21 protein-coding genes are annotated in these 21,180 nt (G+C 68.3%); 14 read left to right on the top strand and 7 right to left on the bottom strand.

Features of this window, described 5'->3' with window-relative positions; genetic code table 11:
* The first annotated feature begins 176 nt into the window (after nt 1-176).
* The 6 genes from A3Q40_RS14720 to A3Q40_RS14695 are packed head-to-tail and all read left to right on the top strand — an operon-like array spanning nt 177 to nt 5,036.
* Complete coding sequence (locus A3Q40_RS14720) at nt 177-797, top strand: class I SAM-dependent methyltransferase (RefSeq protein ID WP_157889604.1); 621 nt, start codon at nt 177-179, stop codon at nt 795-797.
* A 41-nt stretch (nt 798-838) separates the two neighbouring features.
* Complete coding sequence (locus tag A3Q40_RS14715) at nt 839-2,194, top strand: hypothetical protein (RefSeq protein ID WP_068106324.1); 1,356 nt, start codon at nt 839-841, stop codon at nt 2,192-2,194.
* A 37-nt stretch (nt 2,195-2,231) separates the two neighbouring features.
* On the top strand, nt 2,232-3,293 hold the full coding sequence (locus A3Q40_RS14710) for an NAD-dependent epimerase/dehydratase family protein (protein ID WP_068103252.1): 1,062 nt from the start codon (nt 2,232-2,234) through the stop codon (nt 3,291-3,293).
* Between the two features lie 2 nt (nt 3,294-3,295).
* On the top strand, nt 3,296-3,952 hold the full coding sequence (locus A3Q40_RS14705) for a glycosyltransferase family 2 protein (protein WP_068103251.1): 657 nt from the start codon (nt 3,296-3,298) through the stop codon (nt 3,950-3,952).
* Entirely contained in the window at nt 3,949-4,641 is a 693-nt protein-coding gene (locus A3Q40_RS14700) for a TIGR04282 family arsenosugar biosynthesis glycosyltransferase (RefSeq protein ID WP_068103249.1), read from the top strand. Before A3Q40_RS14705 ends, A3Q40_RS14700 begins: the two co-directional genes overlap by 4 nt.
* Nucleotides 4,638-5,036 (top strand): GtrA family protein, encoded by a 399-nt coding sequence (locus tag A3Q40_RS14695; RefSeq protein ID WP_068103247.1) that lies wholly within the window; start codon nt 4,638-4,640, stop codon nt 5,034-5,036. The genes A3Q40_RS14700 and A3Q40_RS14695 overlap by 4 nt, the downstream gene beginning before the upstream one ends.
* Before the next feature lie 32 nt (nt 5,037-5,068).
* Here the strand turns inward: A3Q40_RS14695 and A3Q40_RS14690 are convergent, their stop codons facing one another.
* Together A3Q40_RS14690 and A3Q40_RS14685 are read right to left on the bottom strand one after the other, a co-directional pair.
* Entirely contained in the window at nt 5,069-5,452 is a 384-nt protein-coding gene (locus A3Q40_RS14690; RefSeq protein ID WP_157889603.1) for a hypothetical protein, read from the bottom strand.
* A gap of 41 nt (nt 5,453-5,493) precedes the next feature.
* Entirely contained in the window at nt 5,494-6,609 is a 1,116-nt protein-coding gene (locus A3Q40_RS14685) for a carboxylate-amine ligase (protein WP_068103244.1), read from the bottom strand.
* A 150-nt stretch (nt 6,610-6,759) separates the two neighbouring features.
* Between A3Q40_RS14685 and A3Q40_RS20895 the strand changes: the two genes are divergently transcribed.
* Both A3Q40_RS20895 and A3Q40_RS14680 read left to right on the top strand, forming a co-directional pair.
* On the top strand, nt 6,760-6,903 hold the full coding sequence (locus tag A3Q40_RS20895; RefSeq protein WP_235606315.1) for a hypothetical protein: 144 nt from the start codon (nt 6,760-6,762) through the stop codon (nt 6,901-6,903).
* A 246-nt stretch (nt 6,904-7,149) separates the two neighbouring features.
* Complete coding sequence (locus A3Q40_RS14680) at nt 7,150-9,567, top strand: phosphoketolase family protein (RefSeq protein WP_068103242.1); 2,418 nt, start codon at nt 7,150-7,152, stop codon at nt 9,565-9,567.
* A gap of 206 nt (nt 9,568-9,773) precedes the next feature.
* On the opposite strand, the gene A3Q40_RS14675 is transcribed toward A3Q40_RS14680, so the two are convergent.
* Nucleotides 9,774-11,261: an adenylate/guanylate cyclase domain-containing protein gene (locus A3Q40_RS14675; RefSeq protein WP_162269853.1), complete on the bottom strand. Its 1,488-nt coding sequence runs from the start codon at nt 11,259-11,261 to the stop codon at nt 9,774-9,776.
* A gap of 454 nt (nt 11,262-11,715) precedes the next feature.
* Between A3Q40_RS14675 and A3Q40_RS14670 the strand changes: the two genes are divergently transcribed.
* Nucleotides 11,716-12,090 carry a DUF1330 domain-containing protein gene (locus A3Q40_RS14670; RefSeq protein WP_068103238.1) on the top strand — a complete coding sequence of 125 codons (375 nt, stop codon included), beginning with the start codon at nt 11,716-11,718 and terminating at the stop codon, nt 12,088-12,090.
* A 133-nt stretch (nt 12,091-12,223) separates the two neighbouring features.
* On the opposite strand, the gene A3Q40_RS14665 is transcribed toward A3Q40_RS14670, so the two are convergent.
* Complete coding sequence (locus A3Q40_RS14665) at nt 12,224-12,826, bottom strand: TetR/AcrR family transcriptional regulator (RefSeq protein WP_068103236.1); 603 nt, start codon at nt 12,824-12,826, stop codon at nt 12,224-12,226.
* 107 nt (nt 12,827-12,933) lie between these two features.
* Between A3Q40_RS14665 and A3Q40_RS14660 the strand changes: the two genes are divergently transcribed.
* Genes A3Q40_RS14660 through A3Q40_RS14640 form a run of 5 tightly spaced genes read left to right on the top strand, consistent with a single transcriptional unit; the run spans nt 12,934 to nt 18,976 of the window.
* Complete coding sequence (locus A3Q40_RS14660; RefSeq protein WP_068103234.1) at nt 12,934-14,148, top strand: cytochrome P450; 1,215 nt, start codon at nt 12,934-12,936, stop codon at nt 14,146-14,148.
* Entirely contained in the window at nt 14,145-15,110 is a 966-nt protein-coding gene (locus A3Q40_RS14655; protein ID WP_068103232.1) for an MBL fold metallo-hydrolase, read from the top strand. Before A3Q40_RS14660 ends, A3Q40_RS14655 begins: the two co-directional genes overlap by 4 nt.
* Complete coding sequence (locus tag A3Q40_RS14650; RefSeq protein WP_068103231.1) at nt 15,107-16,093, top strand: fumarylacetoacetate hydrolase family protein; 987 nt, start codon at nt 15,107-15,109, stop codon at nt 16,091-16,093. Before A3Q40_RS14655 ends, A3Q40_RS14650 begins: the two co-directional genes overlap by 4 nt.
* Nucleotides 16,090-18,009 (top strand): acetoacetate--CoA ligase, encoded by a 1,920-nt coding sequence (locus tag A3Q40_RS14645; protein ID WP_068103229.1) that lies wholly within the window; start codon nt 16,090-16,092, stop codon nt 18,007-18,009. Before A3Q40_RS14650 ends, A3Q40_RS14645 begins: the two co-directional genes overlap by 4 nt.
* A 4-nt stretch (nt 18,010-18,013) precedes the next feature.
* The gene (locus A3Q40_RS14640; protein WP_068103227.1) at nt 18,014-18,976 is read left to right on the top strand and encodes a PDR/VanB family oxidoreductase; all 963 of its coding nucleotides are present in this window, start codon (nt 18,014-18,016) and stop codon (nt 18,974-18,976) included.
* A 41-nt stretch (nt 18,977-19,017) separates the two neighbouring features.
* Here A3Q40_RS14640 and A3Q40_RS14635 read toward each other — a convergent pair whose 3' ends face one another.
* The 3 genes from A3Q40_RS14635 to A3Q40_RS14625 all read right to left on the bottom strand — a co-directional run bounded on the left by A3Q40_RS14635 (nt 19,018) and on the right by A3Q40_RS14625 (nt 21,118).
* Nucleotides 19,018-19,779 carry a GAF and ANTAR domain-containing protein gene (locus A3Q40_RS14635; RefSeq protein WP_068103226.1) on the bottom strand — a complete coding sequence of 254 codons (762 nt, stop codon included), beginning with the start codon at nt 19,777-19,779 and terminating at the stop codon, nt 19,018-19,020.
* Between the two features lie 77 nt (nt 19,780-19,856).
* Complete coding sequence (locus A3Q40_RS14630; RefSeq protein WP_068103224.1) at nt 19,857-20,273, bottom strand: ester cyclase; 417 nt, start codon at nt 20,271-20,273, stop codon at nt 19,857-19,859.
* On the bottom strand, nt 20,270-21,118 hold the full coding sequence (locus A3Q40_RS14625) for a glycosyltransferase (protein WP_068103222.1): 849 nt from the start codon (nt 21,116-21,118) through the stop codon (nt 20,270-20,272). The genes A3Q40_RS14630 and A3Q40_RS14625 overlap by 4 nt, the downstream gene beginning before the upstream one ends.
* Between the last annotated feature and the right edge of the window lie 62 nt (nt 21,119-21,180).

Below are 21,180 nucleotides of genomic sequence, written 5' to 3'. Positions count from 1 at the left end.
TTTGCCCGGGCCGCCTAATGGGCATCGAAAACCATTCGATCTGTGTGAGCTGGACCATGTCGGCGTCGGGGTTCGATGCTTCATGAAAGGGCACTGTGACGACGACATCGGCAGGTGAAGATCCCAGCTGTTTCGACGCGCTGTTCGACCCCGCGGTCACCGGTGGCGTCTGGTGGGTGCGCCATCGAGACGGACCCCGGCACCAGTTGCCGATCGACCGCTGGCTCGGCGGTGACCGTGCCAACGCGGACGACCGTGCCGTGGACGAAATGTTGCTCGGGTTGTGTCGTGGTCGGACGATCGACCTGGCGTGCGGGCCTGGCCGGTTGGTCGAGGAACTGCGACGTCGAGGAATCTCGGCCATGGGGGTGGACACCTCGCCGGCGGCTGTAGCGCTGGGCCGAGAGCGCGGAGCCAAAACGGTGCTGGCGGACATCTTCGATACCGTCCCGCACGAAGGGCACTGGGACACGGTGCTTCTCGTCGACGGCAACATCGGTATCGACGGCGACCCCGGCCGTGTCATCGGTCGGGCGTACGAGATCGCGTGCGACAGTGGCTCCGTGCTCGTCGAAGTCGACTCCCCGGGAACGGGTTCGGTCACCGAGTGCCTTCGTATCGAAGGCCATGGTTCGGTGGGGCCGTGGTACGACTGGGCCCGTATCGACGCCGCGGCGCTGATCCCCCTCGCTGCCGCGGCCGGACTGGCGTACAGCGAATCCGTGTCGGTCTCCCGGCGGCACTTCGTTCGGTTCGTCAAGCCTCCTCACGACGCGGTCGGCGGAACCATCGCGTGACGGACGCCGACACCCGTACTCGGTCGAGCCGCGGTCTCGCAGTGCGCCGGGGGTGGACTCCGCGCGTTCCGGAGCTGATCGGTGCCGTCCTCGCCGCCGTGTTGGTCGTCGCTGCGGTCGTGGTGGCACAACGGCGAAACGAGGTCGTCACCCCGCTGCTCGACGGAATGGGTTTCACCTTCGACGACTTCGCCGCGTTGGCACCGCTCTTCGGACAGTGGGGCGCCCACGTGGGGCCGGGGACCCCGGTCGCGGTCGTCGTGGGCGTTCTGGTGGTGATCGCCGGTCCGTCGGTGGCGTCGCGTCTGTCGTGGTGGCCGCTCATGGCGTCGGTTTGGGCTGCGTCCCTGGTCTGGATCGTCGGTCTCGCGGCGGTGGACGGCTGGCAGCGGGGCTTCGTCGACCGGCTGACCTCCCGCGACGAGTACCTGTCCGAGGTCGGTGGGATCGACGACATCGGTGCGATGCTGCGCGGCTTCTCCGACCGCATCGTCGACGGCCAGGCCGACTCCTGGGCCACCCACGTCTCCGGTCATCCGCCCGGCGCGATTCTGACGTTCGTGTGGTTGGACCGTCTCGGACTCGGGGGAGGTGCGGCGGCAGCGTGGTTGTGCGTGATCGTCGGGTCGTCCGCTGCTGTCGCCACTGCCGTCGCGGTGGCCGCACTCGTCGGCCGCGATCGAGCTCGACGGCTGGTTCCGTTCGCCGTGATTGCGCCGAGTGCGATCTGGATCGGTGTCTCCGCGGATGGGTTCTTCACGGGCGTCTCTGCCTGGGGTGTCGCGCTTCTCGCTGTCGCAGCCACCGGGCGACGCCCGCGACACGATGTCGCGGGCGTCGCGGCGGGTGTCCTGCTCGGATTCGCGGTCTATCTGAATTACGGGCTCACTTTGATGGCCCTGCCGGCTGTGGCGGTTCTGATCGCCTCTCGCCGCGTCCGCCCTCTGATACCGGCAGTCGGCGGCGCACTCGTCGTCGCCGCCATCTTCACCGCGTCGGGTTTCTGGTGGTTCGACGGATACGTAGCCGTCCAGGAGCGGTATTGGCAGGGAATCGCCTCCGCACGCCCGTTCCAGTACTGGAGCTGGGCCAACATCGCAGCCCTGGTGTGCGCCGTCGGGCTCGCGGTGCCCGCCGCGCTGTCGCGGGTGGTGTCCCTGCCCCGTCTGCGACGGGCCGAGCCGGTGACGCTGCTCGTGGCCGCGGCACTGCTGGCGGTGGCCTTCGCCGATCTGAGCAGGCTGAGCAAGGCGGAGACCGAACGTATCTGGTTGCCGTTCCAGGTGTGGCTGACGGTTGCCACGGTCTCGATCGGGGACCGTTCCGTGAGGTTCTGGTTGTCGGCACAGGTCGCGCTGGCCTTGGCGATCAACCACCTGACGTACACGAACTGGTGACCAGCGCCGCTTCCCCGAACGAGAACAGGAGCACACAGTGCACGTATTACTGACCGGCGCAGCCGGTTTCATCGGTGAGCACATCCACGAGGCGCTCCTCGCCGCCGGGCACGACGTCACGGCGGTCGATGCATTGTTGCCCTCGGCCCACGGCTCGGCGCCGCGCCGGACGTCGAGGGTCACGACGGTCGACGTCCGTGACCCCGACGCTCTGGACGAGGTCATGGTGGGAGTCGACGCGGTGTGCCATCAGGCCGCCGTCGTCGGCGCCGGTGTGAGCATGGCCGATGCCCCCGCCTACGCCAGCCACAACGATCTGGGCACCGCCGAAGTCCTCGCCGCCATGACCCGAGCCCGGTGTCGGAACCTCGTGCTCGCCTCGTCCATGGTCGTCTACGGGGAAGGTCGCTACCGCTGCCCGACGCACGGCATCGTGCGACCACGGCACCGGCAACCGTCCGATCTGCGGAACGGCGTCTTCGACGCGACATGTCCGGAGGGCGGCGAGCAGGTGACGTGGGAGACCGTCGACGAGAGCGCGCCCCTGGAACCCCGGAGTCTCTACGCAGCAAGCAAACTCGCGCAGGAAAACTACGCCCTCGCGTGGTCGCTGGCGACGGGTGGAACGGTCACGGCGCTGCGGTATCACAACGTCTACGGCGACCGAATGCCCCGCGACACACCGTATTCGGGGGTGGCAGCGATGTTCCGGTCCTCGCTCGAATCCGGCGAGCCGCCGACGGTGTACGAGGACGGAGCGCAGATGCGCGATTTCGTCGATGTCCGAGACGTCGCCGCCGCCAACGTCGCCGCACTCGACAGGGCCGGTGAGGGATTCGTGGCCTGCAACGTCTGTTCGGGACACCCGATCTCGATCGGCGACGTGGCTCGCATCCTCTGCCGCGCGCACGGCGGGGGCATCGAACCGACGGTGACCGGACAATTTCGGCCCGGGGACGTACGCCACATCGTTGCCGGCGCCGTCCTGGCCGACGACGTTCTCGGTTTCCGAGCCGCCATCGGTCCGGAGGAGGGTCTGACGCGTTTCGCCTTCGCCCCGCTCCGTGCGGCGTCCGACGGCTCGGCTCCGGTGGTGTGACGATGACCGACCCGTCCGATGTCACCGTCGTGTTCCCGTGCCGCAACGAAGCGCAGTCTCTCCCCGGTGTTCTCGGCGCCGTGCCCGACGGCTATCACCGACTGGTGGTCGACAACGGCTCGACCGACGGCACAGCGGACGTGGCCCGCGCACACGGGGCCGACGTGGTCGCGGAGGCGGTGCCCGGGTACGGCTCCGCCGTGCACGCCGGCGTCACCGCCGCGCGAACGACGGTCGTGGCCGTCATGGACGGGGACGGGTCGATGGACCCGGCCGAACTGCCCGACCTCGTCGCGGCGCTGGGTGCCGCGCAGCTCGTGGTCGGGCGGCGCCGCCCGGTGCACCGCAGCGGCTGGCCCTGGCACGCCCGTCTGGGCAATGCGGTGATCGCTCGGCGTCTGCGCTCGCGATTGCACATCGATGTTCACGACATCGGCGCTGTTCGGGTGGCCCGCCGCGATGATCTGCTCGCCCTCGACATTCGCGACCGACGTTCCGGCTATCCGCTGCAGCTGCTGGTTCTCGCTGCCCGCGCCGGGTGGGTGATCGCGGAACGCGATATCACCTACCGTCCTCGGACCGGGGGCGTGTCGAAGGTGTCGGGGTCCGTCCGCGGCACCGTCGTCGCCGTCTACGACTTCGCGAAGGTGATCCCGTGATCGACGCGACGCTGCTCGTCATCGCGAAAGCGCCGGTCCCGGGTTTCGCCAAGACTCGGCTGATGGCGTCGATGACCGCCGTGGACGCCGCATCCGTCGCGGCGGCCGCTCTGCTCGACACACTGGCAGCGGCGCGGCAGGCCCCGTTCGCTCGGAAGGTCGTCGCGATGACCGGCGACCTCGACGACGCCGTACGCAGCCGGGACATCCGGAAGTCGTTGGCCGACTTCAGGATCGTCGATCAGCGCGGGGACGACTTCGCGGACCGGCTGATCCATGCGCACATCGACGCCGCCGGGTCCGGCCCCGTCGTGCAGATCGGCATGGACACCCCGCAGGTTCAGTCGGCGATGTTGGCCGGCGTCGGCGAAGCGCTGGCACCGTTGTCCGCGATTCTGGGCCGCGCCGAGGACGGGGGGTGGTGGGTGCTCGGACTGCACGACGCATCCCGAGCACACGCGTTGCGAGCTGTGCGGATGTCCACCGACCGGACCGGAGACGACACCGAGGATGCTCTGCAGCGAGCCGGACTAGTCGTCGGCGACGCACCGACTCTGCGCGACGCCGATGAACTCGACGATCTCGCCCCGATTGCACGACTGTGCCGCCCGGACAGCGAATTCGCCCGCTCCGTGGCCGCGCTGACCGGACCCCTGGTCGACGAGTCGCGATCAGTGAGAGATCGGTGACCGGCCCCTGGTACCGCAGCGTGCTGTTCCGGTTCTACCTCGTCGGTGGCGCAAGTGCCGCCGCGTATCTGGTGTTGTTCGTCGCGTTCCGCACCGTCATGTCATCCCAGGTGGCGAATGTGCTCGCGCTGCTGCTGTCTGCCCTCGCGAACACGGCGGCCAATCGGCGGTTCACCTTCGGGATCCGGGGGAACGCCGGCATCGCCCGTCACTACGCTCAGGGGCTCGTCGTGTTCGCCCTCGGCCTGGCGGTGACCAGCGGCTCACTGGTTGCTCTGCACGGGTGGGTGCTCGACCCGTCACGTGCAGTGGAGGTGACCGTTCTCGTTGCCGCGAACATCGTGGCCACGGTGGTGCGCTTCGTCGGTCTGAGGAGAGTCTTCACCACGGGATGATCGGGTGAGCCGAACGCCGTGACGAGTTCGTGTCACGGGACGTCGACACTGCCGGCAGGGATGATCTGCAGACTCGACTCGGAGCCCGGGTCGCTGCCCGTCACCAGGATGTTTCCGGACCGCGGATCCACCGCCACGGAGTTCGCCCGGCGCACCGACGGCAGATCGGTCACGATGCGGGGCGAGGTCGGTGCCGAGCGACGTCGCTGCGTCAGCGTCGTCCCCAGAGGCCCTTGCCCGACCAGTTCCTGCTTCGGCCCGCTGTAGATCCAGATGCCGTTGCCCTGCACGTCCGCGGCTGCTGCGTAGTCGCCGACGGCGACGCCGCCCGGCTGTACCGGGCCGGCGGGCAGGGAGCCCGTCACGACACTGTCGCGGACGAAGACGACTCCACCGCCCATCTCGTCGGTCACCACGGTGGTTTTCGTCGACTGGATGCGTCGTGAGCTGCGCTGTCTCACGTATCGGGTGCTGGGGCCCGCCGCGCCGATGGCCTCTCAGGCGTGGGCAGGAGAGCCGAACGCACGACCCGGGCGCTGTCCTTCGTTTCGGTGTAGATCGCCCGCTGCCGAGCAGCGCCGGTGCCACCGCGGCGAGCGATCGTTCTTGACAGCTCGCGGACGATGATGTCGTCGCCTGTTGCGAGGAGCGCTGGGCGCACCGTGGCCAGCAGTCGATCGAGCATCTGTGTGGGGGTGACAGCGGTGCCGGTCATCGGGTCGAGTGCTGTGCCGTCCATTCCACCGTGTTGGGCGCAGCGGTAGGCCATGTCGAGGAATTGCGGTTCGGGTGCTGGTCGACCGGCGTCGTGCGCCCACCGAGCGGTCGTGGCGAGCGCACGCACCAACGCGGCCAGCAGGACGGTTTCCTCGACGGTGGCCGGAATGTCACTGACGCGTATCTCGATGGTCGGGTGGTGTGCGCTGGGTCGGATATCCCAGTACAGGGACGCCTCGTCGAGGATCGCGCCGCAGTCGATCAGCATCCGCACGGTCTCGTCGAAATGCTCCGGTGAGCGATGGACCGGCGGAGGGCCTGCTGTGGGCCATCGACCCCACAGCACCGAACGCCAACTCCGGTGCCGGGTATCGACCCCGTCGTGGATGGCCGAGTTCGCCGTGAGCGCCAGCAATACCGGAAGCCAGGGCCGCAGATGATTGCTGACTCCGATCGCTGTCGCTCTGTCCGGCATCTCGACGTGGATGTGGCATCCACAGCACGGATCCGCGAACGCGAGGGCACCGTGAGTCTCGGCGAGGCGGTGGTACCGAGAGGTGTCACTGATCGCTGCCGGCCCACGCTCGGGCGCGGGAGTGGGGCACACCCCCGCGGCGAGCACCGCGACACCGCAACTGTGCGCCGCAGCCGACAGGCCGCGACGGGAGGCGGCGAGAAGCCGGCGTAGCCGATGCATGTCGCGTTCGGGACGGGAGTTGGTCTCCACCTGGTACCGAGTCAGCTCGCTGACGACGTCGACACCGGTGGCCCGGCCTCGGTCGGCGACAGCGCCGTTGCAGTCGACTAGGCGAGATGTCACGGGGTCGACCAGGAAGAACTCTTCTTCGACGCCCACTGTCGGGACACCGGCCACTGTTTCTCACCGCCTCGAATCGTTGCCGAGCACCGCTCGGTGCTCCGTTCGACGCCGCACGGAGGGCGGCGGCGCTTCGGGGCTTGCACGCCTCGTCGGTCCCAAACACGCCGCCGAGGTGGGCGGTCACCAGTGACGGTCTCGGTCGAGATGGAGCCCTGGCGCTGTCGCGGTGGATTCGGGTGTCGAGTGGGCTGTGTCGACGGCGTCGAGGCGATGGGGCTCACCGGCGGCGCGGCCGTGGGCAGCGCATCGCTCGTACTCGTCACGGCGTGAGGAGGTTCGATGCACACCCGGGCCGACATTCATCGGAGGTTGGCTGCTGTCGCGCGAACTCTGCTGCGCAGATCCCGCACGGCAGCAGTCGATCACCTCCGCGGTGGTCGACTCTGCGTCGTAGTGAAATCCACGATGCCCACAGCTGCTGACGATGACCTGCACTCGTCGTGATGCATGGAACCGTGCACGGAGGGTAGGCCACTGTCCGACGAGCGGGTCCGCCCGATCGGGAGAGGACTGCACATGCCGTACGAGGACCATGACCTGGAGCTCGACCTGCGCTGGTGGGCCGCAGCGAACTATCTGACAGTCGCGCAAATCTACCTGCAGGACAACACGCTGCTCCGGGAACCACTGCGGCCGGAGCACATCAAGCCCCGGCTTCTCGGGCACTGGGGCACCAGCCCCGGCCTGTCGATGATCTACACGATCCTGAACCGGCACATCCGCCGCACCGATACCGACTGGCTCTACGTCACCGGTCCCGGCCATGGCGGTCCCGCACTCGTCGCCTCGACGTACCTCGAGGGCACGTACAGCGAGATCTACCCGACGGTCGCTCGCGACGCCGAGGGCGTCCGCGTCCTGTGCCGCCAGTTCTCCTCGCCCGGTGGAATTCCCAGCCACGTCAGCGTGCCCACGCCGGGCAGCATCCACGAGGGCGGCGAACTGGGCTACGCCCTCGTGCACGCCGCGGGCGCCGCCTTCGACCGGCCGGACCTCACCGTCGCATGCGTCATCGGGGACGGCGAGGCGGAGACAGGTCCGCTGTCGGCGTCGTGGAAACTGCCGGCCTTTCTCAACCCCCGTCGCGATGGCGCGGTACTCCCGATTCTGCATCTCAACGATGCGAAGATCGCGGGACCGACCGTCCTCGGTCGGACCTCGGACGAGGATGTGGCGCACTATCTCTCGGGACAGGGATGGGCACCCGTCGTCGTGGAAGGCGACGATCCGCACCGGGTGTTCCGCAATCTGGAGCGGGCCGTCCGGGAAGCCCACGAGACGATTCGGGAGGCTCAGCACGCCGCACGATCCGGATCCGGGGAGCGCGTGCGCTGGCCGGCCATCGTACTGCGTACGCCCAAGGGGTGGACCGGTCCGCACGAGGTGGACGGCGTTCTCGTGGAGGGAACGAACAGGGCGCATCAAGTTCCCCTGTCCGGGGTGCGGGACAACCCCGAACACTTACGGCTCCTGCAGGACTGGTTGGCGTCGTACCGCCCGGAGACGCTCTTCGACGAGAACGGCACGCTGGTGGACGAACTTGCCGCGCTGGCACCGTCGGGCGACAAGCGCATGGGCTCGACTCCCTACGCGAACGGCGGACGACTCCTCACACCGTTGACCGTCCCCCCGCTGGACGCCTACGCCTTGGACGTACCCGCACCCGGCACCACGTTCCACGGGACGACCAAGGTCCTCGGCGAACTGCTACGAGACATCTACTCGCGCAACACCACCAAGGACGGCGGCGGCTCCTTCCGACTCTTCTGTCCCGACGAGACGGCCAGCAACCGACTCGACGCCGTGTTCGACGCGACCGATCGCTGTTGGCAGCTGCCGACCACCGAGTGGGACACGGCGCTCTCGCCGGACGGCCGGGTGATGGAGGTGCTCAGCGAACACCTGTGTCAGGGATGGCTGGAGGGATACCTGCTCGCAGGCGGGCACGGTCTCTTCGCCAGCTACGAGGCCTTTGCAATGGTGAGCGTCTCGATGATGATCCAGCACGTCAAGTGGCTTCAGCACGCCCGCGACCTGCGCTGGCGGGAACCCGTCGCGTCGCTCAACATCCTGCTGACCAGTACCTGCTGGCGCAACGACCACAACGGGTTCAGCCACCAGGGCCCCGGCATGATCGACGCCGCCATCCCGCTCTCGTCCGAGGTGGTCCGCGTGTGGCTGCCGCCGGACGCCAATACGCTCCTGTCCATCTCCGATCACTGCCTGCGCAGCCGCGACCACGTGAATCTCATCGTCGTGGACAAGCAGGAGCACCTGCAGTATCTCACCCTGGAGGAGGCCCACGAGCACTGTGCCCGCGGGGCGTCGATCTGGGAATGGGCAGGAACCGAGGCGACGACCGCCGATCGGCCCGAGGTGCCAGACAGTCCGGACATCGTGCTCGCGAGCGCCGGTGACGTTCCGACGCAGGAGGTCCTGGCCGCAGCGGAACTGCTGCGCGAATGGGTTCCGTATCTCCGGGTGCGGGTGGTGAACGTGGTCGACTTGCTGGCGCTGATGCCGGTGCGGGATCACCCCCACGGTCTGTCGGAGGTGGCGTTCATCGAGCTCTTCACGGCGGACACCGATGTGATTTTCGCCTTCCACGGGTATTCCCGCGCGGTGCACGAACTCCTGCATGGACGCACGGGTGCCGCACGGTTCCACGTGCACGGCTTCAGCGAACAGGGGACGACCACCACGCCGTTCGACATGGTGGTCGTCAACGAGATGAGCCGCTACCACCTCGTACTCGACGCACTGCGACGCTCCCGACGCGTTCCCGAACGTAGTACCGATCTGGCCGATTACTGCCGAACCCAGTTGGAGCGCCACCGGTCCTACGTCGTCGAGCATCTCGAAGACATGCCCGAGGTGAAGGACTGGACGTGGGGATCCACGACGTCCAAGTGCGCGGGTCGGACGCCGGCCTGACCGCATCGATCCCTGCGGATCGACCCGGCGCGTCGCTTCGCTCGCCCACAACCCACGTCGGCGCGGTCCGTCGGTGACGTCGAGTCTGCTCCAGGCCGTGAAGCTCATGCTCATCCGCGTCTTCGACTCCGGCCGGCCGTCGATCACCCCACTCACGACGAACCGTGGTCCATCCTCATCCGTCGCGTCGACGAACGAGACGGACGTCATGGAGCGGTGCGTGGGCGGGCCGTCCTCGTGGGCCCCGCGCGCCCGCGTAGTTCGAGCTCGGCGTCGTCGTCCCACTCCGATGCCTCGGTCGGGTCCGCTGCGTCGACGGCGTCCGACGACGCCAGTGCCCGCGCGTCCGTGGTCTTGGCGGCATCGCTCAGGCGGGCAGCTTCGTTCACCGGGTCGCCGATGACGGTGTATTCGAATCGCTTTGCCGCGCCGACGTTGCCGGCCAGGCACGGTCCGTAGGTCACGCCGATGCCGACGTCGAGTCGCCCGCCGAAGGGCACCAGGCGCGCCAGATCGCGGGCGGCCCGCATCGCCGCTCCGGCCGCATCGGGGTGGGGGAGCGGAGCACCGAAGATCACCAGCGCAGCGTCCCCCTGAAATTTGTTGACGAACCCGTCGTGGTCGGCCGCGACCTGGACGACGCGGTCGAAGAACCCGTTCAACAGGTCGACGACCTCCTCCGGCGAGAGTCGTTGCGCCAGTGCGGTGGAGCCGACGACGTCGATGAACAGGACACCAACGGACCGGATCTCACCGCCCAGGGTGGGCTCGTCGGCCAGCGCTCGTGCGGCGACGGCGTCGCCGACGTGCATGCCGAACAGTTCGCGGACGTGTTCGCGTTCACCGATCGTCGCGGCCATGCGGTTGAAGCCGACCTGGAGTCGGCCCACTTCGGAGCCGTCGTAGACCGGGACTCGGACGTCGTACGTGCCGTCCTCCACTCGCGTCATGGCTGTGGTGATCTGGTCGACGGGATCGGCGATCGATTTCGCGGTGAGCGTCATGCCGCCGGCGCCGACGGCGAGGGAGATCAGGGACAGGGCCAGGACGGCGCCGGCGATGTCGTCGCCGGGTCGGATGACGATGTGCAGGATGCTCCCCAGTGCGATCAACCCGGATCCGAGCAGCGGGATCACCGTCGACAGGCCCCACATTGCCAGCAGGCGGGTTGTGACACCGGGGGCGGTGGCGCGGCCCGGGACACCGCGCACCATGACCTCGGCGACGATCGGTCGCAGGGTTCGTTCCGCGACCACGTATCCCATCGCGCAGGTCGCCGCGCCGCCGAGGCCGACGGCGATCGCGATCACCACCAGGAGATCGCGGCCCCCGCCGGCGGCGCCGTTGACGACGACGAACACCAGTACGCCGGCCACCCACAGTGTTCCGTTCACCGCCACCTGACGGATCGGCAGCCGCAGCGCGGTGCGGTACTCGCGCAGGTGCGGCTCACCGCCGCGGTCGAGCCAGCCGAACAGAGGCTCGGCCGCGCGAACTCCGAGGGCGAATCCGATGACCACGGCGACGGGCAGGTACGCGGCGAAGGTGATGTAGTTGCGGGCCGACAGCACGTCCCGGTAGTCGATCGGCAGCGGGAGGACGAAGCGGATCAGCCCGAAGACGATGAACGCTCCGATGACGTTCGCCAGCACCATGCCGAGGGCATAGAGCTGGACCGGCCGACGCGCGAACACCGACACAACCATGGCGCGCGTGGAAGCGCTCGAACTCGGCACAACGCCGATCCTGACAGACCCGCAGCAAGCCGGCCGCCGCAACGCGGACCGCCGAGAGAGCCTCTCGCGGCGCCGGACTCCTCACCTCCGCGGCAGCCGCGCCGGCCGGCGACGGCGCTTCAACTGTCGACCGGGAGGGCGCAGACACCGCCCATCGACGAATTAGTGCGTAGTCCGTGACATCCGACCTGCGGGCGTGTCCTCTCCTCCTTCGGGCCGATGGCGGTCGCGGCGGTGGGGGCGGCTCGTACGCGCAGCGTTGCGCGGTCGTCGGTGGCGGGCTGCGACGGTCGATTCAGTGGTGCCACCCGTTCCGACTGCCTGGTGAGTCGTCGGTTCGATCGTGGCAGCGGGCTCCATTCGTGCCTCGGAAGTCCGCACGGAGTGGCCGCCCGGATGCCAGGATCGAGTCATGGCTGTCGACCCCCGTGGCAAGGACCTGAAGCAACTTCTTGCAGACGACGACGGCGGACCGGTGGTGATGCTCAACCTGCTGCGTTTCGCCGAAGGCGGTCGTGAGCTCTACGACCGCTACGCTGCCGCGCTGCACGAGAGGTTCCTGCCCGAGTGCGGAGCCGAGGTTCTGTATGCCGGCGACTGTTCCACGGCACTCGTGGCCGAGAACGGTCGGCAGTGGGATGCGGTTCTGCTCGTGCGGTACCCCTCTCGTGCGGCGTTCTCGGCGATGGTCGCCGATCCGGAGTACCAGCGTGTGACGGCGTGGCGGACCGAAGCGTTGTCCGAGGCAGTGCTGCAGGCAACCGTGCCGTGGCCGGATCCGCAGTGATCGTCTCGGGTCGGGTATGTGACGCGGAGCGGTTCGGCGAAAGACCTGACCACCACAGCTGAGAATCCCGGCCCGGAGTCGGTCGGTCCGTCGTGAGTCACGGCGGTGCGGGTCGGGCGCGTCGGTGGGTCCGCTATGAGCCGGGGGTCTGCGCGGCGACGGCGCGGAGGACCAGCGCGATCGCGCTGTCGACTCGATCGCCGAGGTCGGTTCCGGGTTCGCGGACCCACCTGAATACGGCACCTTGAAGGACGTCGCTGAGCGCCCGAGCGGCCACGGCAATGTCCACGTCCCGGGGAATCTGCCCGTCGTCCTGCGCCTGATGCAGCAGTGGGGTGACGTCGGCGAGTAGTTGCGATTCGTACAGGGCCGGCCCGAGCGCCGCCGTCCACCCGAGCATCATCTGCCGACTGAGCTCGGGCTCGGCCTCCACCGACCGGCTGATCACCCGGAAGTAGCCGTGAATGCGGTCGACGACGTCACCGCGTGGTGCGTCGGCGATCTCGCCGAGGGCGCGGTCGGCCATCTGCCGCACCCACACCATCGGAATGTCGCCCTTGTTGGGGAAGTGGTTGAACGCGGTGCGCCGAGACGTCCCGGCTGCGGCCGCGATCTCGGCCATCGTCGTGTCCTCGTACCCCTGCTCGACGAACAGTCGCGCGGCGGCGTCGTAGAGGGAACGTCGCGTCCGCGCTGCGCGCGGATTCGTCAGCGGTAGCGGCGGCTCGAGTGCCATTTTCCACCTTTTCTTAAGGGTCCCTTGCATCGTAGTTGCACCCAGGTGCAAACTATGACCGACCCCACATCTGCACTCGGGTGCAACTTACGTTCGGACAGGACCCCATGACCATTGCAACCTCGACGATCGACGCGTCCAACAGCGATCTCGATCCGTATTCCCCTCGTGCGCAGGCCGATCCGCACGCCTTCTACGACCGCCTTCGTCAGCAGGGCCCGGTGGTGTACGTTCCCGGGCGCGACGTCTGGTTGGTCTCCGGCTACGCGCAGGCCGTTGCCGTGTTGCGCAACCACGCCGACTTCGTCTCCGGGGACGGAGTCACCTTCAATGTCCCGTCCACCCGGACCGAGCGCTACCCGTTGATCGAGAACGACCCCCCGCTCCACGACCGGATTCGCCGGTCGGTGCAGCCGTCGTTCACCAAGCGCGCCATCGAGTCCTTCGCACCCGGCGTCGAGAACGCCGCGTCCGAGATCGCCCACGACGCCGTCGAACTGGGGGAGTTCGATGCCGTGGAGGTGATCGCCCGGGCGATGCCCGATCAGGCCATGACCCTGTTGACGGGAATCACTCCACCGTCCGCCGAGGCCTTGGCGGAGTGGAGCGACGCCACCAGCAGGGGAGAGGAACCCGCCGGCACGCAACAGCACTCGGAGTCGGTGATGGAAGCGCTGACCTGGTTGGCGACGGAAGGGCTGCCGGCGATGCCCGCGCACTGCCTCGGGCGCCTGATCGTCGACTCCGGGGGTCACGACGGGCGTCTCGACGAGGACGGTTCCCAGCGACTGATGACGCTGGCGTCGATGTGGTTGGCCGGAATCGACTCCACGGGCGCGCTGCTGGGCAACGCGATCGACGCCTTCGTCGACCACCCCGATCAGTGGGATCTGCTGCGGTCCCGGCCCGATCTGATTCCGAACGCCGCCGAGGAGCTGCTGCGTTTCGGTGCGCCGTTCAAGGCATTCTTCCGCCGCACCCGCACCACCGCGCACGTCGACGGGGCCGAGATCCCGGCCGGCGCGCGCGTCGCGGTGATGCTCGCCGCCGCCAGCCGCGATCCACTGCAGTTCCCGGATCCGCATCGACTCGACATCACGCGGGAGAACGCCAAGTCGCACCTGGCGTTCGGCAACGGATTGCACGTGTGCCTCGGTTCGCCCTTCGCGCGACTCGAGGTGGTCTCGCTGTTGGCGGAACTCGCGCGCCGGGTGGCGCGATTCGAGCGGGCCGGTGAGGCGCGCCGGAGCCCGAGCCAAACGGTGCACAAGTTCGACACGTTGCCGGTCCGTGTCGTTCCGGCGGAGGGCGAGTCGAAATGACCTACGCCAAGGGCCCGTACGACCTCGGACATGACTGCCACTCCTGGCTTCTACCGGAGGGGCGATGGGGCGAGAGCAACACCGGGCTCGTGCGGGGATCCGGCTCGTCGTTGCTGATCGACACCCTCTACGACCTGCCCCACACCGCCGAGATGCTCGCCGCCTACAAGCCACTGCTGCAGGGCCATCCGATCAGAACGCTGGTCAACACCCACTCCGACGGTGACCACTGGTTCGGCAACCAACTCGTCGCGGGACCCGGTGTGGAGATCGTCGCCACCCGGGCAGCCGCGGAACTGATGACGCCGTCGTCGGTGAGCGAGATGGTGGCGATGTCGGGGCGCGACGACCACGTCGGCGACTTCATCCGGCAAGTCGGCGGACACTTCGACCACGCCGGCATCGTCGCCACCCCACCCACGCGAACGTTCACCGACGAACTCTCTCTCGACGTGGGTGGACGCGAGGTCCGACTGATCCAGGTCGGGCCCGCCCACACCCCGGGCGACCTGCTGGTCCACGTGCCCGACGCGCAGGTCGTGTACACGGGGGACATCCTCTTCATCGGCGGCGCGCCACTGGTGTGGGCAGGCCCCATCAGCCGGTGCATCGCCGCGTGCGACCTGATCCTCGACCTCGAGCTCGTCGCGATCGTCCCCGGTCACGGCCCCCTCACCGACAAGACCGGGGTGGCGCGGGTGCGCGACTACCTCGACTTCGTCCACGCGGAATCGGTCGAACGCTTCGAGCAAGGGTTGACCGTGGAGGACGCTGTCGCCTCGATCGACATGAGCCTGTTCGCCGACATGTCGGAGCAGGGTCGAATCGCCGCGAACGTTCTCAACGTCTACCAGGAGCTGGACCCCACGCGCCCCCGCGAGAACAGGCTGCAGCAATTCGGCCGCATCGCCGACTTCGAACTCCATGCCGCCGCCACTGCACAGGACGCGGTGAACCGATGAAGATCGCTCGAATCGATCTGGGCGGCACTGCCCGCGTCGCGGTGGTCGATCGCGACCACGTGCAGCCCCTCACCACCGCAGTCTCGACGACGGATCTTCTCGTCGCGTCCCCATCCGAAGCCCGGAACGTGGTCGTACGCAACGCCGATGGTCCGGTGCTGCCGCTGTCGGAGGTTCGACTGCTTGCACCGGTCGATCCCCCCACCCTGCGCGATTTCCTGACCTTCGAGGAACACCTCGAAGGCAGTCTGAAGCTTCTCGGTGCCCACGCGCCCCTGCCGGTCTGGTACGAGATGCCGTTGTTCTACTTCTCCAACACCAATGCAGTCGTCGGGCCGGACGCCACGGTCGCGGTCCCACCCGGTTGCGAGCTGCTGGACTTCGAACTCGAACTGGCCGTCGTGATCGGCAAGCCCGGGCGAGATCTGACCCCGGAGCGAGCCCGCGACCACATCGGCGGATACACGCTGTTCAACGACTGGTCGGCCCGCGACCTGATGGCCCCGGTCGTGCCGTTCGGGATGGGTCCGGTCAAAGGCAAGGACTTCGCCAACTCGATCGGGCCCTGGATTGTCACCCCCGACGAACTGGAGCCCTATCGCCGGGACGACCGACTCGCGCTCGAGCTCCACGCGAAGCTGAACGGTGTCCCGCTACCGGCCGGCGGGGACAATTCGGCGAACATGGCCTGGTCCTTCGAGGAGATGGTCTCGTTCGCCTCCCGTGGTACCGAGCTCCGACCCGGCGACGTCCTGGCATCCGGAACCTGCGGCGGCGGTTGCCTTCTCGAATACTGGGCGCACACGAGCGCCGACGACGTTCCCCCGCTGCGGCCCGGCGACGTCGTCACCCTCGTCGCCGACGGCATCGGTGCCATGAGCAACACCGTCGTCGCGGGCGTCGGCGCCACACCACTGCCGCGAGCACGGGTCGGTCGGACCCGCCGGCATCGCGACTGGACCCCGGTCAGGAGCAACCGATGAGAGAACCGGCTCTGCACCACTTCGCCCGCGTGGCGGCCTCGCACGGTGGACCCGAACCCGGGGCGCCGTATGCAGACCTGTGGGAGTGGTCCGTCCGCGACATCGACGCCTTCTGGACTGCGGTCACCGAGTTCTGCGACATGTTCTGGGACGTGCCGCCCCGCGCGATCACCGACGGGAAGGCGATGCCCGGGGCCGCGTGGTTCCCCGGCGGACGCACGAACTACGTGTCCCGAGTCTTCGCACGTCCGCGTGCCGGAATCGCGGTGGTCGGCCACGACGAGACCGGGACGACGCGGACGGTGTCGTGGACCGAACTCGAAGCGCAGGTGAGCGCCCTCGCGGCATCGTTGACGCGCGCCGGGGTGACCATCGGTGACCGCGTCGTCGGCTACCTGCCGGATCGCCCCGAAGCCATCGTCGCGTTTCTCGCCACCGCCAGTCTCGGAGCCGTCTGGGCGGGCTGCGGAACCGATCTGGCCGCGGACGCGGCCCTCACCCGGTTCGACCAACTCGAACCTGTCTGTCTGATCGCCGCATCCGGGCATCACCACCGTGGCCGGTGGATCGACCGCATCCGCGACGTCGACGCGCTCCGCGCCGGTCTGCCGAGCCTGCGCGCGACGATCGTGGTGGGAGACGAACCGGTGCCGGGCAGCGACGCCATGACCTGGGAGTCCGCCGTCGTCGGTCAACCGGGTGGGGCGTTCGCTCCGACCTCGGTGGCGTCCGAGCACCCACTGTGGGTCCTCTTCAGCTCCGGCACGACCGGGCCCCCGAAGGGCATCGTCCACAGCCACGCCGGGGTCGTCGCGGAGCACCTGAAGACCCTGCGTCTGTTCTTCGACATGAACGGCGGCGATCAGTTCTTCTGGTACACCACGCTCAACTGGATGATGTGGAACCTCCGCCTCGGCGGCCTCCTCTGTGGAGCCACCGTGCACTGCTTCGATGGAGCGCCCACCGTTCGCGCACTCTGGAACGTCGCCGAACGCGGCCGGATCACCCATTTGGGTGTCAGCCCCGGATACCTCAGCGCCTCCCGCGATGTCGCACTGCGCCCCGCAGCGGAATTCGACCTACGTTCGCTGCGCGTGCTCGGATGTACCGGATCCGTCCTCACCGCTGCCGTTCACCACTGGGTCGCCGACCAATTGGGCGAGAGCGTCGCTGTCAGCTCCACCACCGGCGGAACCGACGTGGTCAGCGGATTCGCCGGCGGCGTCCCGGGGGTCGACAGCAGGCCCGGCGAGATTGCTGCGCGCTGGCTCGGCGTCGACATGCACGCATGGTCGGACGAGCGCGAGGCACTGACCGATCAGGTCGGCGAGCTGGTCATCACCAGCCCGATGCCGTCGATGCCCACCGGGTTCTGGAACGATCCGGATGACAAACGTTATCGTGCAGCGTATTTCGAGTATCTTCCCGGTGTGTGGCGGCACGGCGACTGGATCACCGTGACCGGTCGAGGATCGGTCGTCGTCCATGGTCGGTCCGACGCCACACTCAACCGCCACGGAATCCGCATGGGCAGCGCCGACATCTGCCAGGCCGCCGAGGATCTCCCCGACGTGGTCGAGGCGCTCGTCGTCGGACTTGAGGAATCGGGCGGCGGCTACTGGATGCCGATGTTCGTGACCCTCGCCGACGGCGTCGAACTCGACGAGACGCTGACCGCGAAGATTCGGGAAGCCGTGCGGGACAGAGTGTCCCCACGACACGTGCCCGACGACGTGATCCACGCGCCCGGAATTCCGCACACTCCGACCGGCAAGAAACTGGAGGTTCCGGTCAAGAACGCCTTGCGTGGACTTCCCCTCTCACCGGCGCAGAGCACCGCCATCGATCGGCCCGACTCGATGGACTTCTACCAGCGGACCGGCGATCGACGCCGCTCCCTCGGACGAACGAGTTGACCCCATGCCTACACCCGACACCCTCGACGTGGTCGTCCTCGACAAGGACAGCGTCGCCGACGGAATCGTCCGTCTCACCCTGGCACGCCCGGACCACGACATGCTCCCGCCTTGGGAACCCGGCGCGCACATCGATCTGCACGTGGGCAAACCCCCGGCTCTGATCCGGCAGTACTCACTGTGCTCCTCGCCCGCGGACCGCCACCAGTACCAGGTCGCGGTCCTGCGGGAACCCGCCGGCCGGGGCGGATCCTCCTACATCGCAGACGAACTCGAACCCGGTGACACCGTGTCCGTCAGTGCGCCCCGCAACCACTTCGTCCTCGTACCGTCGCCGCGTTACCTGTTCATCGCGGGAGGAATCGGCATCACACCGATCGTCCCGATGATCGAGGCGGCGGACGCCGCAGGAGCCGACTGGACGCTCGTCTACGGCGGACGCACCCGTACCTCGATGGCCTTCGCGCACGATCTTCTGGAGGCTCGTGGTCCACGGGTAGTGATACGCCCCCAGGACGAATACGGGTTTCTCGACCTCGACGAGTTGCTGGCCACACCCACGAACGGCACCGCCGTCTACTGCTGCGGCCCCGGTCCACTTCTCGACGCCGTCGACGCCGCGAGCAGGCACTGGCCGACCGGTTCGCTGCACACCGAACGGTTCGCACCTGTCGCGCACCCTGCTCCGACCGGCGAAGACTCCGACTTCGAGGTGGAGTTCGCGCAATCCGGCGTCACACTCACCGTCCCCGCGAACCGCTCGATCATCGATGTCGCCGACGAAGCGGGGGTGCCCATCGTGTACTCCTGCGAAGAGGGGACCTGCGGCGTGTGCGAGACCGCGGTGCTGCTCGGCGAACCCGACCACCGAGATTCCGTCCTGACCGACGACGAACGTCGGACGGGAGACAGGATGATGATCTGCGTTTCCCGCGCGAGGTCCACCAAACTGGTGCTCGACGCATGAGCACGGTGATCACGTCAGCTCGGCTCCCTCCGCACCGCCGCTCACGCCACGGGCGTCCCACCCGGATCGTCGCCTGTCGGCGCAGCCGCGCTGACCGACTGCACGAACTCCGCCGCCACCGTTCGTAGTTTGCGGTTGGTGCGTTGCGATTCGGTGGACAGCGCGGCGAACGCCGCGTCGGCATCGATCGACCGTAGGGCCATCAGGATGCCTTTGGCTTGCTCGATGGGAGCGCGGTGGTCCATCGCGTCATGGAGACCGGCGATGGTCTCTTCGAGGGTTCTGCGTCGGCGCTGTCGGTCGAGGGCGTCGCCCACCGCGTTCGCCAGCAGTTCGAGAACCCGACCCTCCCGCTCGGCGAGCAAATCGGACGAGAGGGAGAACAACGTCAGCGAGCCGACGGGGGCCTTGCCGACGTGAATGGGGGCACACAGCATCGAGCGCACTCCGGCCTGTCGAGCGGCACCGCCGAATTCGGGCCACCGCTCGTCCGCCCGGGTGCAGTCCGCCTCGATGACGCGCCCGGTACGGGCGGCGTGGAGGCACGGGCCCTCGTCCACCGCGAACTGCTCGTCGTTGATCGGTTCGATTGCCGGGGCCGACGCAGCAGCGGTGAACGTTCTCCCGTCGAAGACGACGGCGATGCCGCAGTGATCGGCGGCCTCGATGCACGAGACCGTCTCGCCGACCAGCCGATCGAGGAGTTCGGCGACGTGGTCGTCGCCGTCGCCGAGCCGCGCGATCTCGCGGACGACACCGCCGATACGAAGATCGACCGATTCTCGCGTGACGTCCGCAGTCATGGGGTCATTTCATCACGGCGTCGACGGGGTGATGCTTCCCGGCACCGCCCGTGGTCGTCGGTCGTTACCCCCGACTGTCAGCTCGGTACGAGTCCGAGCTGGGCGAGGAAGTCGAGTCGGTCGAAGTACAGGTGCTCGGAACGCAGGAGCTTCGCGTCGAGGTCGACGGAGTAGGTGGCGCTCCAGCGGAACGTCACGGTCTTGCCGGTGGCGGTGACCGGGCCGGACGGGGTGTGGAGGGGTCCGTCGTGGGTGCCGGTGAACGTTCCCTCGACCGCGGCACGGCCACCGTCGGTGACGGCGCTCTCGATGGTCAGGGTGGCATCGCCGAAGGCGGACTGGAACGCGGCGAGGAACGCGATGACGTTGTCGCGGCCGGTGAATGGACCGTCGGGTGCGACGAGCTCGGCGTCGTCGGCCCAGGGATCGGCGTCGGGTGTGCGGTTGTTGAACGCGTCGACGTGGCGGTCGATCACGGTGCGGGCTTCGGTCATGTCGGGCTCCAGTCGGTGCGTGCTGCGTGGTCGGTGAGGGTGGCGGCGAGTTCGGTGCGCACGGTCTCGAGTGGTGTGTAGGTAGCGATGGCGTGCTGCAGTCCTGTGGCGGCGCGGCGGATGTCGGGTGAGGTCAGTGCGGTGTCGACGGCGGTACGGATGGCGGACGGTGTCGGTCGCCGCGTGCGCAGGTCGATCCCGACGCCGACGTGGTGGACGCGGGCGGCGACCTCGGGTTTGTCCTCGGCTCCTGGTGCGACGACGACGGGCACGCCGTGTCGCAGGGCTGTGAGGACGCCGCCGTATCCGCCGTTGGTGATCATGACCGCGGTCCTCGGCAGGAGGGCGTCGTAGTCGAGGTACGACGCGGCGCGGGCGTTGTTCGGAAGCGACTGCGCGATGGTGTCGACGGGGGCGCCGCCGGTGCTGACGACGACCTGGACGTCGGCGTCGGCCAGCGCGTGCAGCGTCGGCTCGATCAGCTGGGACAGGTCGTGGTTGTCGAGGGTTCCCTGGGTGACGTGGATCAGAGGCCGGGGGTCGGCGACCATGTCGTCCCACCAGCCCGGTGGCGGCGTCGGTGGGCCGGGTCGGGATGGGACGGGTCCGGCGAAGACGGTGTTCGGGGCGAGATCGGAACGGGCATATTCGAACTCGGACGGACCCATCTGCAGGAACCGATCGCACAGGGTCGAGTAATCGAGGACGAACGTGTCCAGGGAACCGCCCGCGTCGGCGACGAGCCGGGCCGCGAGTTGCTGTGTGCGGCGGAAGAGAAGGTGGCGTACCGCGGCGTGGGCGAGGCGGTTGCGGAGGTGGGCGGAGCGCCCGGTGCGATGACGCATCCCGCTGTTGAAGGGGGCGACGTCCGCGCTGGTCTGCGCGATTGTGTCGGTACTTTCGGATT

The sequence above is a fragment of the Rhodococcus sp. PBTS 1 genome (assembly GCF_001620025.1).
GTDB lineage: Bacteria > Actinomycetota > Actinomycetes > Mycobacteriales > Mycobacteriaceae > Rhodococcoides > Rhodococcoides kroppenstedtii.
This window is presented reverse-complemented; position numbering and strand designations above follow the sequence as displayed.

Excerpts from the sequence above, each read along its gene's own strand:
- A3Q40_RS14650 (WP_068103231.1), top strand. The coding sequence starts at position 15,107 with ATGAAGATCGCTCGAATCGATCTGGGCGGCACTGCCCGCGTCGCGGTG.
- A3Q40_RS14655 (WP_068103232.1), top strand. The coding sequence starts at position 14,145 with ATGACCTACGCCAAGGGCCCGTACGACCTCGGACATGACTGCCACTCC.
- A3Q40_RS14635 (WP_068103226.1), bottom strand. The coding sequence starts at position 19,779 with ATGACTGCGGACGTCACGCGAGAATCGGTCGATCTTCGTATCGGCGGT.
- A3Q40_RS14640 (WP_068103227.1), top strand. The coding sequence starts at position 18,014 with ATGCCTACACCCGACACCCTCGACGTGGTCGTCCTCGACAAGGACAGC.
- A3Q40_RS14705 (WP_068103251.1), top strand. The coding sequence starts at position 3,296 with ATGACCGACCCGTCCGATGTCACCGTCGTGTTCCCGTGCCGCAACGAA.
- A3Q40_RS14645 (WP_068103229.1), top strand. The coding sequence starts at position 16,090 with ATGAGAGAACCGGCTCTGCACCACTTCGCCCGCGTGGCGGCCTCGCAC.
- A3Q40_RS14680 (WP_068103242.1), top strand. The coding sequence starts at position 7,150 with ATGCCGTACGAGGACCATGACCTGGAGCTCGACCTGCGCTGGTGGGCC.
- A3Q40_RS14665 (WP_068103236.1), bottom strand. The coding sequence starts at position 12,826 with ATGGCACTCGAGCCGCCGCTACCGCTGACGAATCCGCGCGCAGCGCGG.
- A3Q40_RS14660 (WP_068103234.1), top strand. The coding sequence starts at position 12,934 with ATGACCATTGCAACCTCGACGATCGACGCGTCCAACAGCGATCTCGAT.
- A3Q40_RS14630 (WP_068103224.1), bottom strand. The coding sequence starts at position 20,273 with ATGACCGAAGCCCGCACCGTGATCGACCGCCACGTCGACGCGTTCAAC.
- A3Q40_RS14625 (WP_068103222.1), bottom strand. The coding sequence starts at position 21,118 with ATGCGTCATCGCACCGGGCGCTCCGCCCACCTCCGCAACCGCCTCGCC.
- A3Q40_RS14670 (WP_068103238.1), top strand. The coding sequence starts at position 11,716 with ATGGCTGTCGACCCCCGTGGCAAGGACCTGAAGCAACTTCTTGCAGAC.